Source organism: Levilactobacillus sp. LN180102, assembly GCF_050106635.1.
Classification (GTDB): Bacteria; Bacillota; Bacilli; order Lactobacillales; family Lactobacillaceae; genus Levilactobacillus; species Levilactobacillus brevis.
Genome location: NZ_JBNIIX010000014.1, coordinates 47,679 through 63,628, shown reverse-complemented (window position 1 = coordinate 63,628; position 15,950 = coordinate 47,679). Strand labels below are relative to the sequence as shown.

10 protein-coding genes and 1 CRISPR repeat array are annotated in these 15,950 nt (G+C 44.9%); of the genes, 7 read left to right on the top strand and 3 right to left on the bottom strand.

The window, feature by feature from the left end; genetic code table 11:
• Positions 1-150 precede the first annotated feature (150 nt).
• Together ACP4IT_RS09300 and ACP4IT_RS09295 are read right to left on the bottom strand one after the other, a co-directional pair.
• Positions 151-1,824: a glycoside hydrolase family 13 protein gene (locus ACP4IT_RS09300; protein ID WP_156647009.1), complete on the bottom strand. Its 1,674-nt coding sequence runs from the start codon at positions 1,822-1,824 to the stop codon at positions 151-153.
• Between the two features lie 20 nt (positions 1,825-1,844).
• Positions 1,845-3,227: an SLC45 family MFS transporter gene (locus ACP4IT_RS09295; protein ID WP_011668751.1), complete on the bottom strand. Its 1,383-nt coding sequence runs from the start codon at positions 3,225-3,227 to the stop codon at positions 1,845-1,847.
• 194 nt (positions 3,228-3,421) lie between these two features.
• Between ACP4IT_RS09295 and ACP4IT_RS09290 the strand changes: the two genes are divergently transcribed.
• From ACP4IT_RS09290 to ACP4IT_RS09280, 3 genes are all read left to right on the top strand, one after another.
• Positions 3,422-4,420, top strand: a complete 999-nt coding sequence (locus tag ACP4IT_RS09290; protein ID WP_011668750.1) for a LacI family DNA-binding transcriptional regulator — start codon at positions 3,422-3,424, stop codon at positions 4,418-4,420.
• 234 nt (positions 4,421-4,654) lie between these two features.
• Positions 4,655-5,143, top strand: a complete 489-nt coding sequence (locus ACP4IT_RS09285; RefSeq protein WP_156647011.1) for a hypothetical protein — start codon at positions 4,655-4,657, stop codon at positions 5,141-5,143.
• A 16-nt stretch (positions 5,144-5,159) separates the two neighbouring features.
• A complete protein-coding gene (locus ACP4IT_RS09280; protein WP_225363768.1) occupies positions 5,160-5,660 on the top strand; it encodes a hypothetical protein in 501 nt (166 codons plus the stop codon).
• 189 nt (positions 5,661-5,849) lie between these two features.
• Here the strand turns inward: ACP4IT_RS09280 and ACP4IT_RS09275 are convergent, their stop codons facing one another.
• A complete protein-coding gene (locus tag ACP4IT_RS09275) occupies positions 5,850-7,493 on the bottom strand; it encodes a peptide ABC transporter substrate-binding protein (protein ID WP_141268087.1) in 1,644 nt (547 codons plus the stop codon).
• Positions 7,494-8,069: 576 nt separating this feature from the next.
• On the opposite strand from ACP4IT_RS09275, the gene cas9 reads away from it, so the two are divergent.
• The 4 genes from cas9 to csn2 all read left to right on the top strand — a co-directional run bounded on the left by cas9 (position 8,070) and on the right by csn2 (position 14,190).
• On the top strand, positions 8,070-12,128 hold the full coding sequence (cas9, locus tag ACP4IT_RS09270; RefSeq protein WP_225364408.1) for a type II CRISPR RNA-guided endonuclease Cas9: 4,059 nt from the start codon (positions 8,070-8,072) through the stop codon (positions 12,126-12,128).
• A gap of 211 nt (positions 12,129-12,339) precedes the next feature.
• The gene (gene cas1, locus ACP4IT_RS09265) at positions 12,340-13,245 is read left to right on the top strand and encodes a type II CRISPR-associated endonuclease Cas1 (RefSeq protein WP_087609244.1); all 906 of its coding nucleotides are present in this window, start codon (positions 12,340-12,342) and stop codon (positions 13,243-13,245) included.
• A complete protein-coding gene (cas2, locus tag ACP4IT_RS09260) occupies positions 13,223-13,528 on the top strand; it encodes a CRISPR-associated endonuclease Cas2 (protein ID WP_065200952.1) in 306 nt (101 codons plus the stop codon). The genes cas1 and cas2 overlap by 23 nt, the downstream gene beginning before the upstream one ends.
• Positions 13,525-14,190: a type II-A CRISPR-associated protein Csn2 gene (gene csn2, locus ACP4IT_RS09255; RefSeq protein ID WP_087609245.1), complete on the top strand. Its 666-nt coding sequence runs from the start codon at positions 13,525-13,527 to the stop codon at positions 14,188-14,190. Before cas2 ends, csn2 begins: the two co-directional genes overlap by 4 nt.
• A gap of 34 nt (positions 14,191-14,224) precedes the next feature.
• A CRISPR array of direct repeats spans positions 14,225-15,382; the repeat unit is 36 nt; unit sequence GCTTTAGAATCTTGGTAAATCAATAGGGTTAAGAAC.
• Positions 15,383-15,950: the final 568 nt, after the last annotated feature.

Genomic DNA, 15,950 nt, shown 5'->3' with positions numbered 1-15,950 from the left:
TTGGAAAAACTTTGTTTTTCGTATTCAAATTGAATTTAAAATCAGAGTAAAGAAAAGGAACCCCGTTCGCAAGTGAACGAAGTTCCACATAAACCCTCCATCAACACCCGTTGACAAAGAGCCGTTTTTGGATTAATCGTTATCAGTGATTTACTTAAACACATAAACCTTCGTTTCATACGGCCGGAGCGTAGTGCCTTGGTCATCGGCATAGTTGCCAATTAACCGTTCACTAGCCTCAGCTTGCCCATAGTCGCGCGTAACGGTTTGGTCGGTAAAGTTACTCATCACGAGGAGTGTTTGCTCTTGGTAATGCCGCTTGTAGGCAAAGACTTGGTCATCTTTAGGGTCCAGTTCTTCATAGGACCCCAGAACAATCAGGTCACTGCTGTGCCGCAGTGCAATTAAGCGCCGGTAGTAATTGAAGACCGAATCGTCTTGGTCGAGCTGGTCCGCCGCGTTAATCGTGGGGTAATTGGGATTCAAAGCAAACCACGGTTGTCCGGTTGTGAAGCCCGCGTTGGTGGTATCGTCCCAGTGCATCGGTGTCCGCGCATTATCACGGGAGATGTGACTGAGGTATTTCAACATGGTTGGCTGGTCAACAATGTGTTGGTCATCAACCAATTCATGATAAGCGTTCAGACTCTCAAGGTCTTCATACTGATCCAATTGGGTGTAGTGCACATTGGTCATGCCCAGTTCTTCCCCTTCGTAGACGTAGGGGGTCCCTTGCATCATATGCAGGGTAGTAGCTAACATTTTGGCAGAACGTTCCCGGAACTCGGGGGTGTCGTTACCAAAGCGGGAGACTGCACGGGGTTGATCGTGGTTGTTCCAATACAGACTGTTCCAACCTTTGCCATCCAATGCCGTTTGCCAGCGGGAGAGGCTGTCCTTGAGTTCCGTTAATTTGACGGGAACCGCGTTCCATTTGCCCAGCCGCGCATCGGGGTTAGGTGATAGGCCGACGTGTTCAAATTGGAAGACCATGTTGAGTTCGTTGGCGTTCAGCCCGGTATAAGTGATCGCGTCTTTAGGCGTTGAGCCGGGCATTTCGCCAACGGTCATCACGTCATAGTGGGACAAGACTTCGTCATTCATTTCGCGCAGATAATCGTTGAGCTTAGGCCCATCAGAAACGATAGGTTGAGAATCGCCGTAAGCGGCACCGGGAGCTTGAGGAGCATCTGGTAAACCAGCTGGCTTAGAAATTAAGTTGATGACATCCATCCGAAAGCCGTCAACGCCCTTGTCTAACCAGAAGCGCATCAGGTTCCAGACCTCTTGGCGAACCTGAGGATTTTCCCAGTTCAAGTCAGGTTGACCGGGGGCAAATAAGTGTAAGTAATATTGGTTACGCTTGGGTTCAAAGGTCCAAGCGGAGCCGCTAAAGTATGACCCCCAGTTGTTGGGTTCATGGCCATCGACTGGGTCACGCCAGATGTAGTAATCAGCATACGGATTGTCCTTAGATTGCCGGCTTTGTTGGAACCAATCGTGTTGGTCGGATGTATGGTTAACGACCAAGTCCATGAGAAGCTTCAAGCCCTGCTGATGAGCGCTATCTAATAAATGATCGAAGTCCGCCATGGTGCCGTAGGCTGATTGGATACTTTGATAATCACTAATATCATAGCCATTGTCCTTGTCAGGGGACTTGTAGATGGGGTTGAGCCAGATCACATCAGCGCCTAGTCGCTTGATGTAGGGCAGTCGTTGGGTCAAGCCCGCGAGATCACCGATACCATCGCTGTTACTGTCTTGGTAACTACGTGGATAAACCTGATAGACGACGGCATTTTGCCACCATTTTTTAGTCATAAATAAAACCTCCTGTAAGATTATAAGTTTGCGGACAATTTAGGGTGAATCACACTGACAGCAACGGCACCTAAGAGTAGCGCCACACCGGCAATGACGAGCATACCAGGCATGGATTGACCAATTGCTGGAAAGATAGCGAAGCTCAAGAGTGAAGCGATAATTTGTGGTAAGCAAATGCCACAGTTGAACAAGCCGAGGTAAGCGCCCTCATTTTCACCATTCAGTGATTCTGTAAATAGGGACAGGGCTTGGGTCTGCATGGTTAAGTAGCAGATACCGATAAGACAGAATGGCAGGATCAACAGGTATTGGGAGTGGATGAAGAAAATCCAGATGAAGCCAGCCCCACCCATGATGAGGCTAATCCGGAACCAGAGCTTGCGTTGGGCGGGTTTTGTCCGTGATAGAACGGCAAAGCCCCAAACAACGGCGGCTAATGCTTGAATACATGAGAGAATCCCGAACCAGTTACCGGCCGCCTGATAGCCCGCCGAAGAAGCATCGGCAGTGTGCCAAACATTAGCGGCAATCGCCCCAGTTCCGTAGGTCCATAGGTATTGAAAAGCAAACCAGTCAAAGAGTTGGACGAAGGAGACTTCCCAAAAGGCGCGGGGCGCCGTCTTAACTAAATGCCAGAGACTCGCCGTTTTTTGCTTAGCTTGGGTCTTGACGTGGTGGTAACGATTGTACGTTTCGGGATCGTATTCTTTAACCGAAATAATCGTGTACAGTGACGTTAATAATAAAATACCGGCACCAATGTAGAAGGCTAGTCGAACGGACATAGGAACTGTCCCTTTAGGCGCCACATTGGAAACCCCGAACCAGGTTAACACGAATGGAAAAATGGTAGCTAACACGCCCCCCAGATTGGAGAAGGACTGTTGCCAAGACCAAGCCAAATCTTTTTGGTCTTCGTTGACCATGTCGCCAATAATCATCTTGAAGGGTTGCATACAAACGTTTGAGGATAAATCCATGAAAAGAATGGCGACTGCGCCGAACCATAGCGCAGCCAATGAGGCGTAGCCAAAGCCAAATGAACCAGCGTTAGGCAAGAGGATCATGACCAATGCAGCGATAGGGGCCCCAATCAGTAAGTAGGGCATCCGCCGCCCGAAGCGGTTCCACGTCATATCGGAGTACTTACCGACTAGTGGTTGGACAATCATGCCGGCCAGTGGTGGTAAGAGGAAGAAGAAGCCGAGTTTTGTGGGATCGGCACCAATGGTTTGGAAGATCCGCCCCATTTGGGATGATTGCAAAGAGAAAGCCATATTGACCCCGAAGAAACCAAAGGTCATGGCGAAAATTGTTTTTAATGAAATCTTGGGCAGCGCGTTGTGGCTGGTTGCGGCCGGCGTAACGTCCGTCGATTCTATGGGTGTCGTTTGTGCCATAGGAAGGCCTCCTTTAAAAAATAAGTAACCGTTTTCAAAATGAATTCTATCATTTTACACAAACGTTTGCAATGCCTTTACGAAAGAAAAGCAAACGTTTGTGTAAAAAACGATGAGTTTTTGGGATGCCCTTTGTTATTTTGCCGGGTTAACGGTAAAATGAAAGCAAAGATTAAGGAAAGTAGGGTGGTCGGATGGCGGCAACCATCAAGGATATTGCAAAGTTGGCCGGGGTGTCACCGGCCACAGTCTCACGTGTATTAGCCAACAAGACGGCCTTTTTTAGTGCGGATACGGCGGCTAAGGTGCAGGCCGCGGCAACCACGTTAGGTTATCAGAAAAATACGGCCGCGGCTGAGCTGGTGACCCAGCAAAGTCACGTCATTGCGGCGATTGTCAATTCAACGAAAACCAATTTTGCGAATCATATTATTGAAGGCATTCAGGATGCGGCCTATCGTCAAGGGTTGAATGTGATTATTTTGTATGCCGGGGATGCCGATCCGGAGCAGCAGCGCCGTGCATTAACCACGGTGATCGAACGGCCCGTTCGGGGAATCTTATTGCTGTCGGTGGACTTGTCAGCAGAGAACCTAACCTATTTACAGGCGGCCCAGATTCCGTATTGTTTTTTGTCGATTTCTTTTGAAGAAGATCAGCTACCGTTTATCACCTCAGATGATTGGCAAGTCGGCTATCAAGGAACACAGGCGCTATTGGCGCAGGGTCATCGGCAGGTTGGCCTCGCCGCGGTGGACAGTGTGCATGCCCATACGGGAAAGTTACGGTTGGCGGGTTATACGCAAGCCCTAATGGAAGCGGGGATCACGCCAGATCCTGCTTGGATTCAACCGGGTGATTATAGTTACGTGGCAGGTCAAGCCGCGATGCGGGCTTACGGTCAAGCACCACAGGTAACGGCAGTCTTGGCTGGTAGTGATATGGCGGCGATCGGCGTGCTTAATCAGGCGCGTGACTTTGGCTTGACGGTGCCTCAAGATTTGTCAATCATGGCAATTGACGGGACCGAGTTGTGTGAGCTAGTGCAGCCACAACTGTCTAGTGTTTCCCAGAGCTTCTATGATATGGGCGTTGCCGGGGTGGAACAACTGACAACGGCCCAACAACAGCCACCTAAGATTACGCCCATTACGGTAGTGACCCGAGAAAGTGTTCGTTTCATTGAAAGCTAAGCCGATTATTAGGCGCCTAACGATGCTCCACCAGAAGGAGTAGTTAGGCGCCATTTTTTGAATGGACAAACGGGACAGGTCACTGATTATGAGAGATAAATAAGGACAAAACCCACTAGCAATCGATATTCATTTTATGAATAATTTAAAAACCCCTTGTCTTGTTAACCTGGTTGGATTATCTTTGAATTAATGAATCGAATCACAAATCAATGAAGGAAGCAGGGGACTACTATGCGCAAACAACTATTAGTGGGTGTCATCACGGGACTTGCGGTATTCACCTTAGCCGGAATGGGACACGAAACGGCGCAGGCTGCCACATTGCCAGCGGATTATCAAGGGGACTGGGTGGCGTACATCGGTAAGACGAAGCATCATCACGTCAACTATTATTACACGGCGCGACTAACGCTTGCTGATACCAGCTTAACGACGCAACTGAATGTCACAAAGAACGCCAATCTGAGTGATTTAACAACCCAAGTGACGCTGCAAAGTGCGGTGACGTACCAACTTAAAACGACTAAAAAACATCACGTTAGCTACAAGGTTCGAACGGCGACAGATAATGCCAGTTTGGGGAAGTTTAGTTTGACCAAGGTTAAAGTGAAGGGGCAGAAAACCACGGCGTTAGCATTTGACGATGGCGAAGATGATGTCGTGTATGCTTTCCGTAGTCTAAACAAGACGCACGCTTGGGGCGACGATGTCTTATATTAAAAGGAGTGGAGATACGATGAAAAAAGGATTAAAGGGGATTGTTTTAGCGGTAGCCAGTCTAGGGGTGTTTGCCATGGTCAGCAGCACGACTGCTAATGCTGCCAGCAAGACGACGTTACCAAAGAGTTACCGCGGAACGTGGTACATATACGGCGGGAGCGATACCGAAGATAAGGTTACGGCTTACGCTGTGGCTAAGTTGAATCTGACCAATAAGAAGATGGGTTACAAGGTCTACACGACGACTAAGAAGCAATTAACTTCATTAAAGTGGCAATTGAGTGCGGCCTTCCCCACGATTTACAGTAAAAAGGTTAACAATAAAAAGAAGGTAACTTACCGGGTGAAAGCCCGGATTGATGATAGCGTGACATTGATGACTTTGGGTAAGACCAAAGTGAACGTCAAGGTCTTAGGTAAAAAAGTTACGGCATTACGGCTACGTGCCGATGGAACTAACGTCTATGCATTCCGGAAGCCATTACGGACCCATGCGTTGTCGGATATTACCTATTAATTAAACGACTATCTTGGTCAGTCAGATATGAATGGACCCACAGACAATAAAAACAGGTCTTAACCAGTGTGCACTTCAAACGCCGGTTAAGACCTGTTTTTACTATCTTAAGAAAGACATGGTGATGCTGGCTGACGCCTGCCAATCGGATGCGCTACGAGGGGATCGTAGCTGAATTGGACAAAGTGACTATTTAGCAATGTAAGTTGTCTTCCAGTCATAAGGCACACCGGCTGGGTTATAAACGACGCTCTTCACGTTGCTACGTAAGAGTTGTGACTTGGCAGCTTGGTACAGTGGAATGGTGCCTTGGTTGTTCATCAATACCTTCTCAGCAGCAACTAACTTGGCCCACCGTTTTTCTGGTTGGTTACCGTAAACGTTCTCGGCTTCATTAAGAAGCTTGTCATAAGTGCTGTTCTTCCAGCCGGTTGTGTTGTAGCTAGAATCGGCTTCGAAGACATCGAGGAAGTTGATTGGGTCAGCGAAGACGGATTGCCAGCCAGCTAAAGTTAACTCGTAATTTCCGTTGTTTTGCTGAGTAATCAATTGAACGTAAGGAACGGTTTTAATCGTGACTGTTACATTTGGTAATTTTTCTAGGGAACTTTGAATGAATTCAGCCGTCTGCTTGCTGGAGTCGGTATCAGAAACGGAAAGGGTGACGTTGAGCTTCTTATCACCTGTTTGTTTCAACCCCTTGGCTAGTAAGGTCTTAGCTTGTTTCACGTTGTATGAAACAGCGGATTTGATGCTAGCTTCTTGGTTGAAGGCTTCGCCGGTCTTCGGATTGTTACCCATGCCAGCAGGAACAAAGCCCTTGGAGGCAACGGAACCGTCTTGCAGCACGTCGTTAACGAGTTGTGTCCGATTGATGGCTAAGGAGAGGGCCTTACGGATATTAACATTCTTGAAGGCACTAACCTTTTTTTCGTTGAGGTCAAGACGTTGTGAACCGGTTGGCAAGCGCTTGACGAAGTCCTTACTGTTTTTGTTGTTCTTGATTTGTTGCCCGCTCAGTAAGGTTTCATCAACCTTTTTGGCGTTATAAAGATTGTAACTAGTGGTGGTGCTCTCGGTGACCTGTTCGTTGATCTTGGTCAAATGGACAGCCTTCTTATCCCAGTAAGTCTTGTTTTTGGCAAGTGTCCATGACTTGCTGGTCCCGTTCCATTTGGTAAGCCGGTAAGGGCCGTTATAGACGGTTGTGCTAGAGCTGGTCCCGTATTTCTTACCGTATTTGTTCACGGCATTTTGATTAACCGGGTAGAACAGGGGCCAAGCAAGCAGCTTCTTGAAGTAGGAAACAGGTTTGGTCAGGTTGACGGTCAAGGTATACTTGCCAGTGGCTTTGATGCCTAGAGCACTGAGAGATTTCTTGCCCTTGTTGACGGCTTCGGCGTTCTTAACCTGGTAGAGGTAAAAGGCGTCTTGAGAAGCGGTCTTTGGGCTAACGGTTCGTTGCCAAGAATACACAAAATCTTTGGCAGTGACGGGATCGCCATTGGACCACTTCACGCCATGACGGAGGTTAAAGGTGTAGGTCTTACCACCATTGGTGACCTTAGTGCTGGTAGCGAGGGCTTTAGCCGGCGTTCCTTTGCTGTTCAAGCGATACAGGCCCTCTTGGGTGTTCTGTAGCACGTTGAAGCTTAGGGTGTCGGTGGCCTGAGCAAGATCGGTGGTCGCCAATTCAGAAGATTCGGTCCAATTCAGGACTTGCTTAGCGGCATACTTGCCACTGTTGTTCGAACTGCTGGACTGACTCCCACAACCTGCTAGGGTTAATAAACTAAGTGCTGCAACGGTCAAAATGGTTCCTTTTCTTTGCATCCCAAAACATCTCCTCAAAATAAAAATCGTCCTTATGTAAAAACATAAGGACGATTTCACTCGCGGTACCACCTTGATTCATGGTGGATTCACATCCACCATCTCCGTAACTTCTGTTGCCAAAAGTCGGAAGCGGTAACGAGCTTCAACCCGAGCCACCAGCTTCCACCGGTGACTTGCTCCTAGGTTCATCTTCGCCGCTCAGTTGTAAGCCACCTTTTCAGCTACCGGTGGTCTCTTGTCTTAGCGAGAACAGCTACTCTTCCTAGTCATGCGTTCATGTATTTCTAATGTGACTCTAATAATAGCGATGGCCGTTAGATTTGTCAATGGGGGAGTTGAAAGTTTTTTGATGCTGATGTGACGGGGATGATGGGTACTTATGGAAGAGAAGTCTTTTTTTAAAATGATAAAATACTCATCAAAATTCTCAACTTGATAGCCAGACGGGTTATAAATGATTCATCACATAAAGAGTATAGACAGCGTTTACAATTCAGCATAAAATGAGATTAAGCCAGTACAATGACTTCGGGTGTCGAAGAACGATTGATAAAACTAGGAGGCGTTATCGCCGTGGATAAAGAACCTTACGGAATTGGATTAGATATTGGAACTAGCTCGATCGGGTGGAGTGTCGTTGACATGAACGGTCGAATTAAACGGGTGAAGGGGCAAACTGGTCTGGGGGTCCGCTTGTTTGAAGAAGGACAAGCGGCCGCAGAACGCCGCGGTTACCGAACAACTCGTCGCCGCCTAAGCAGACGACGGTGGCGACTGCGATTATTACGGGAGATTTTTGATGAGCCGATATCAGCAATTGATGCAAGCTTCTTTGCTCGTCAGAAAGCGTCGAATGTATCACCTAAGGATACAAAGCTCGTCACCACTTATCGGCTATTCTCGGATCAAAGTGATGGGGAATTCTATGAAAAATACCCGACCATTTATCATTTACGCCAAGCCTTAATGACCGAGCATCGGCAGTTTGACTTACGTGAGATTTACTTGGCCATTCATCATATTGTTAAGTATCGCGGAAACTTTTTACGAAGCGGTAATCCACAAAAGTTCCAACCGGGTAAGTTGGATTTTAATGAGCGCTTCACACGAATTAATCAAGCTTGGTTGGGAGTTTTTGATGAATTAGCTCCCCAGCTACCAGAAGAAGATCTGGAAGACGTGACGGCGATCATTTTAGATACTACTCGTAGCCGGCTAGACCGCCAGCGTGATTTGGTCAAGCAACTTATGAAAATGACTGGTAACCAAAAGTCATGGAAGCCAATACTGACAGCATTTTGTAAGGCAATCTTAGGATTAAAGGCGCAAGTATATCTGGTTTTGGGACTGGATGTTGCTAAAGAGGATCAGAAATCATTAACCTTCAGCCTAGCAGATATCGAGGATCATCGAGATGACTTGGCGGCGCTAATGGATGAAAAGCAAACGGCCCTGCTGGAAAAGCTAGTTGACCTACAGGCGGCCATTCAGTTAACGGAGATTATGCCTGATGGGAAAGGCTTTTCGGAGAGTATGGTGCAAAGCTACGTCAACCACAAAGAACATTTATGCTGGCTGAAAGAATATGCGACAGTCCAGACTGACGAACAGCGACGGACCAAGGTCCTATTGGCTTATGACCATTATATTGATGGTAATGATAAGGGGAAGGCTGAGACGACAGGTGATTTTTACAATGAATTGAGACGATTGCTGAAGGGTGATACAAGTGAATTGGCCCAGAAGATGATGAATGCCATCGAGCTAGAAAAGTTCATGCCTAAGCAACGTACCAAAGGTAATGGGGTCATTCCTTATCAGGTTCATCAGCAGGAACTAGACGCCATTATTGAAAATCAAAAAGATTATTATCCATTTCTTGCGGCGCCTAATCCAGTCGTTGAAGACCGACGAGAACAACCTTATAAGCTGGATGAACTCGTTCATTTTAGAGTGCCATACTATGTGGGACCGATGATCACGGCTGAAGAACAAGCCAAAACTGCAGCGGGTCAGTTTGCCTGGATGGTCCGTAAAGAACCCGGTGACATTACAGTCTGGAATTTTGACAAGAAGGTCGACCGGGTTGCTTCGGCAACGAACTTCATCGCTAGAATGAAGACGACTGATACGTACTTAATTGGTGAAGATGTATTGCCGTTACAAAGCCTGATTTATCAACGTTTTATGGTGCTGAATGAATTAAATGGCATCAGAGTTAATGGTGAGCGGTTACGGCGGGATCAAAAACAGCGATTGTACAATCAAGTTTTTAAGACCCGCAGAACGGTTAGTATTAAAGCGATTCAAGAAAATCTGGTAAACCATGGCGATGTTGACAAGCGTCCAGTTATTGAGGGCCTAGCTGATCCGAAGAACTTTAATAGTTCTTTGTCTACGTATCAGGACTTAAAAGCTATTTTGTCAACGGCAGTGGATGATCCTAAACGCCAGGTCGATATTGAAAAGATTGTTAATTGGTCAACGGTATTTGAAGACCAGCGAATTTTCAAAGATAAGTTACAAGAAATCGGCTGGTTGACGGATACACAACGTAATCGGTTGAGCGCTAAGCGGTACCGCGGTTGGGGACGCTTATCAGCACGGCTGCTGACAGAGATTCAAGACGCACAAGGACAATCGATTATGGATCAACTGTGGCAAACCCAACATACTTTTATGCAAATTGTGCATGAACCAGATTATGCTGCTGCAATTACTGCGATTAACGCAGCTGGGTTCAAAGACCGAACGTTGGAAACAACGATTGATGAGTTATATACGTCACCGCAGAATAAGAAAGCTTTACGCCAGATTGTTGCGGTGGTCAGAGACATTCAAGCAGCGCGTCACGGGCAGGTACCAAGTCGGATTTTTATTGAGGCGGCTCGAGGCGCGATGGATAACAACCCACAACGAACGCGGCGTCGGCAAAAGCAATTGACCGACTTATTTGCCGATCGGGCCAAAGAGATTGTGAGTCAGACCGTCACTGAGGAACTAAAAGACCAGATAGCCGATAAAGCCAAATTCACTGATCGATTGCTGCTATATTTCTTACAAAATGGACGTGATATGTACACCGGTGAAAAATTAAATATTGATCGGCTGTCCCAATATGATATTGATCATATTTTGCCACAGTCATTGATTAAAGATGATTCGTTAGACAATCGGGTACTCGTTCAGCAACGGATTAACCGTGATAAAAATGATAGCTTTGCTGCGGATTTATACGCTAGCAAGATGCAAGGAACGTGGGAACTCTGGCGTTCAGCCGGGCTAGTTAGTGCGCGTAAATTGCGGCATCTATTGATGCGGGCTGATGAGATTAATAAGTATGCAACAGGGTTTGTTAATCGTCAGTTAGTGGAAACACGACAAGTTATTAAGTTAACAACGGACGTATTGAGCAGTCTCTATGACCCAGAGAAAACACAATTAATCTCAGTGAAAGCTGCGCTATCTCATCAATTACGGACTGAACTGAAACTACCCAAATTACGGGAATTAAATGACTATCACCACGCACTTGATGCCTACTTGGCAGCTAGGATTGGGACGTACTTATTAAAACGTTACCCTAAACTGGAACGTTTCTTCGTCTACGGCCAATACAAGGTAGCACCACAGTTAGACTTACGACGCTTTAACTTTATTCACGACCTAGTCTCAGATAAGCAGGTGATTAATCCTGATACCGGTGAGTTATTGTGGGATCGCGAAGCTGATATCAAGTACCTAGAGCATTTGAACGGGTTAAAACATTTGTTAGTGACACATGAAGTATTTGAGGATCACGGTGCGTTGTTTGATCAGACAATTTATCCGGCGCGGAAAGCTCAAAATAAAAAATTGATACCAACGAAACAAGGGCGAGATACAGCAATCTACGGCGGCTATTCGGGTCAAAATACAGCCTATTTAGCAATCGTAAAGGTTCACGATAAAGTGGACTATTTAAAAGTTATGGCGGTGCCAATTCGAGTTGTGTCTGAGGTGAACCAGCAGCGTAAGTTAGGACTGGCCGCCGAAAAAGCCTATTTGAAGAAACTTTTCTTGCCGCAATTTACTAAGAAGTCCGGCACAATCGACTTTGAAGTTGTCCGGCCGCATGTGTACTTACAGCAGCGGATTGAGGATGAAGTTTATGGAGAAGTTCATCAGTTTGCCTTGAGATCGAGCACCTATTACCGCAATCTTCAGCAATTGTGGTTACCGCTGTCAAGCCAACAAGTGTTATTGAAGAAGGATGCTAAAGATGGAGAGTTGACGCGAGTTTTTGACCAAATTTGCGAGCAAGCTCAACGATACTTTAGCTTGTATGAGCGTAATAATTTCCGGCAGGCACTGCAAAACAGTCGCAGTCAATTTGTTGCGCTACCAACCACCAACGTTATTGATGATCACGGAAAGCTAGTGCAAGTAGGCAAACGAGAAATTATTAGTCGACTTATGAGAGGGCTACATGCTAATGCAGAACGTAAGGATTTGAAAGTTATAGGTATTAAAACATCATTTGGTCTTTTACAGGAAGGTAATGGCATTCGATTAGGATTAGCTGCTAAAATGATTATGGAATCACCAACTGGATTGTTTAAACGCGAAGTGCGCATTGATCCAGAAAGTTAAAAAACAAAGGGCACTTCGCTGATAGGTTCAGTGAAGTGCCCTTTGACTAAAATTATGTATGGCCCGATAACGGGCTCAAAAGGTAAAACTTGGTGACGAATCACCTTGTTTGACTTTAACGCATCTTGGTAAATCAATAGGGTCAAGTAGGTCAACTCGACACATTCAGAATATCATGTTGTTAGGCACAATGCAAGGGAGGCAAAATTCTATGGGATGGCGAACATTATTAATTAGCCAGCATGCTAAGATTTCATTGACATCGGGAAATTTGGTGATTCAGACAGATTCAGATCGATATCATACTCCGGTTAGAGATATTAACGTCTTACTAATTCAGTCGTTACAAGTGGTAATAACGACGGCGGCAGTGGCAGCGCTAGCGGAAGCGCATGCGAAGATTATTTTTACCGGTCGGGATGGTCAACCAATCTGTGAGACAGCGGAATGTTATCCGCATGCGCGAACGGCAGCGTTAGTTAGACAACAAGTTGGCTGGTCAGAAGGGCGAATTGAGAATTTATGGACACGGGTAGTTGCTGCTAAGATACAGAATCAAATAGCGGTTGGTAATCTATTAGAAGTGTCCACGATGGATTTAAGTGGCGAATTGGAGAAGTTAGAGCTTAATGACGCGACTAATCGAGAAGCGGTTGTCGCACGACAATATTTTCCGTTGATCTTTGGTAAAGACTTTTCGCGTTCAGATCTCGTACCAATTAATGCGGCATTGAACTATGGTTATTCAATTCTATTGTCCCTGGTCAATCGCATTATTGTTTCACGGGGCTATCTAACATGTTTTGGAATCCATCACGATAATGCCGGTAATGCCTTTAATTTAGCTTCAGATTTGATGGAACCCTTTCGACCGATCATAGATTATTGGGTTGCCCAACAAAATATTCTGGACTTAACGCCGGATGTAAAATTTGGTTTGGCGCGGTTGTTCGAGCTAGATATGAGGTATAACGGTAAACAAGAGGTTTTGAGTAATGTTGTTGAGAAGGTGATTGTTCAGTGCTTAAAGTACTTAAGTGAAGAGACAGAGACAATTAGAATTGAGGTTGATGTGCCAGATGAGGTATCGAATTATGCGATTAATGATTATGTTTGATTTGCCAATGGAGACCAGTCAAGACCGACGGCACTATCGTCATTTTCGTAAGGCCTTGCTTCAAGAAGGATTCTTTATGATGCAGTATTCAGTCTATGTACGGGTATGCCCGAATTCAGCGGGTGCAGCGGCGATAGAAAAGCGGATAGCTGCTCTGGCACCGGCTAATGGATTGGTTCAGTCAGTTATGCTGACGGAAAAGCAGTATCAGGCGATGCACTTTATTGCTGGACAACCTAATCAGGATCTGCTAAATTCCGCAGAAAGAACCGTGATGATATGAATTTAACTTACTATGGTTTTCAGCCATTCAAGATTACGCCAGGAAAAGTAGTCGTGTTGGCAACGGGTTCCCCGCATATTTATCAAGAAATAATTTTGGGATTGCAAGATAGAACAGACACTGTGAAACTTAGTGATGACAACTTTACCACGGTCACAGTAGGGAAGGGCGCACAGTGGTATGGAGATCCCCTGTTAAACGTGGATTTAAATGCGTTATTTCAACGAAAACTGCAAACGAGGTTGTTGAAAGTCTTAGCTGATGATCAAACGGTGGGCTTAGTGGATGGGCTGCAATCATTGCTATCTCAACTATTAGCGGATAGTTACTTGATGGATGTTCCATTGGAGTTGCCAGAGACACCAGAACTAGCAAAGCTGATAAAATTTAGTGGTATTCAACTAGTACCTGATTTAAGAGATGACGTATATGGTATACTAGAGACACTAGTTAAGGCGTTGATAGAACTGAATGATCACCGAATGGTGGTTTTGACCAATGTCGGCCATTATCTTCAGGTCAGCCAACTTCAATCGTTGGTAAGATTTATGGCAAATATTGATTTACCAATTCTTCTAATTGAATTTTCATCCACCAAGCAATCAGACTATTTCAGAAATTGTGACTATCACTACATCGACAGCGATTTTGTGTTGTGGTAAATTCTCAAGGTGAGATAATGGTGTGAAAATGTCGGCTTTAGAATCTTGGTAAATCAATAGGGTTAAGAACTTCTTCTAGTCCCTGTGGTAAGTCCATTTTGCTTTAGAATCTTGGTAAATCAATAGGGTTAAGAACTTCTAAAGCTAAAACAAATATTGCAGACTTGCTTTAGAATCTTGGTAAATCAATAGGGTTAAGAACGAGCAACACAAACATGGAATTAGTCGACTAGCTTTAGAATCTTGGTAAATCAATAGGGTTAAGAACGAGCAACACAAACATGGAATTAGTCGACTAGCTTTAGAATCTTGGTAAATCAATAGGGTTAAGAACGAGCAACACAAACATGGAATTAGTCGACTAGCTTTAGAATCTTGGTAAATCAATAGGGTTAAGAACATTTTATTTAACCAAGAAACTGACCAAGTAGCTTTAGAATCTTGGTAAATCAATAGGGTTAAGAACGCCAGCTGTATTAACTCATCCGGCGTGGCTGCTTTAGAATCTTGGTAAATCAATAGGGTTAAGAACTTTGTTGATTGCCGCTTTGGAAGGAATCTCGCTTTAGAATCTTGGTAAATCAATAGGGTTAAGAACAAGTTCCAAAGATTTAAGCAGTCAGTTTAAGCTTTAGAATCTTGGTAAATCAATAGGGTTAAGAACATGAGCTGGAAGAATATAAGCCACTCGAGAGCTTTAGAATCTTGGTAAATCAATAGGGTTAAGAACAATTGTTTTCCAATCTTGATATGCCCATGTGCTTTAGAATCTTGGTAAATCAATAGGGTTAAGAACTGGCTGCCTCCATAGATAACGATCGCTGAAGCTTTAGAATCTTGGTAAATCAATAGGGTTAAGAACTCCCAAAGGTAAATCATTAAATGATCCCGAGCTTTAGAATCTTGGTAAATCAATAGGGTTAAGAACTCATTGAGGCGTTAATGTATAAACCGCCTTGCTTTAGAATCTTGGTAAATCAATAGGGTTAAGAACGCCAAGAAATCAACGACTACATCGAATTTAGCTTTAGAATCTTGGTAAATCAATAGGGTTAAGAACACAATTACCAACAAATGCAACTCCAAGCATGCTTTAGAATCTTGGTAAATCAATAGGGTTAAGAACTTAATGTAAGGCGAACCATCCACGAAGGCAGCTTTAGAATCTTGGTAAATCAATAGGATCAAGAATACCCACTAGCAATGCTGCTAGGTGCTATGGTGTCTTACGATTTTGATAAAATGGCTCATTGATAAGAGCGAGATAACTTCTTTGAAGATATTAAATGACCTTGTAAAAAATGGTCTATAGATCTGTCAATTAGCACCAGTGGGCGTAAACATGAGAGTTCAATTCAACTTGCGAATTGAACTCTTTTTGTTAGCAAACGAATTATCACTAGCTTTGACAGCGAGGTACTTCAGTTAACCTAAACAATAACGGCAGTTTAACCACCAGACTATAAAAAATTGGTAACTTAACAAGACGCGGCATAACTTGAGCGCCCGCAACCGCCACTGCTGATAATGCTCGCCTTTTATCTGATCTCACGTATCCTTAAATCTGTATCATCTCAATCCAATCAACCAGCGTTTAGCAGTCCAAGTGAGTTAGCTGGGCCAACAAAGTGAGGGGCCTCACTCATGTTTAGGCCACCATACCGCGTATGATAGAGACGATAGCTAGAAGTAGTGCGACGCGCACGAACTCAGCTAGGTGTGACAAGACGTTAGAAAAGGTAAGTTAGCGGTCGGAATTT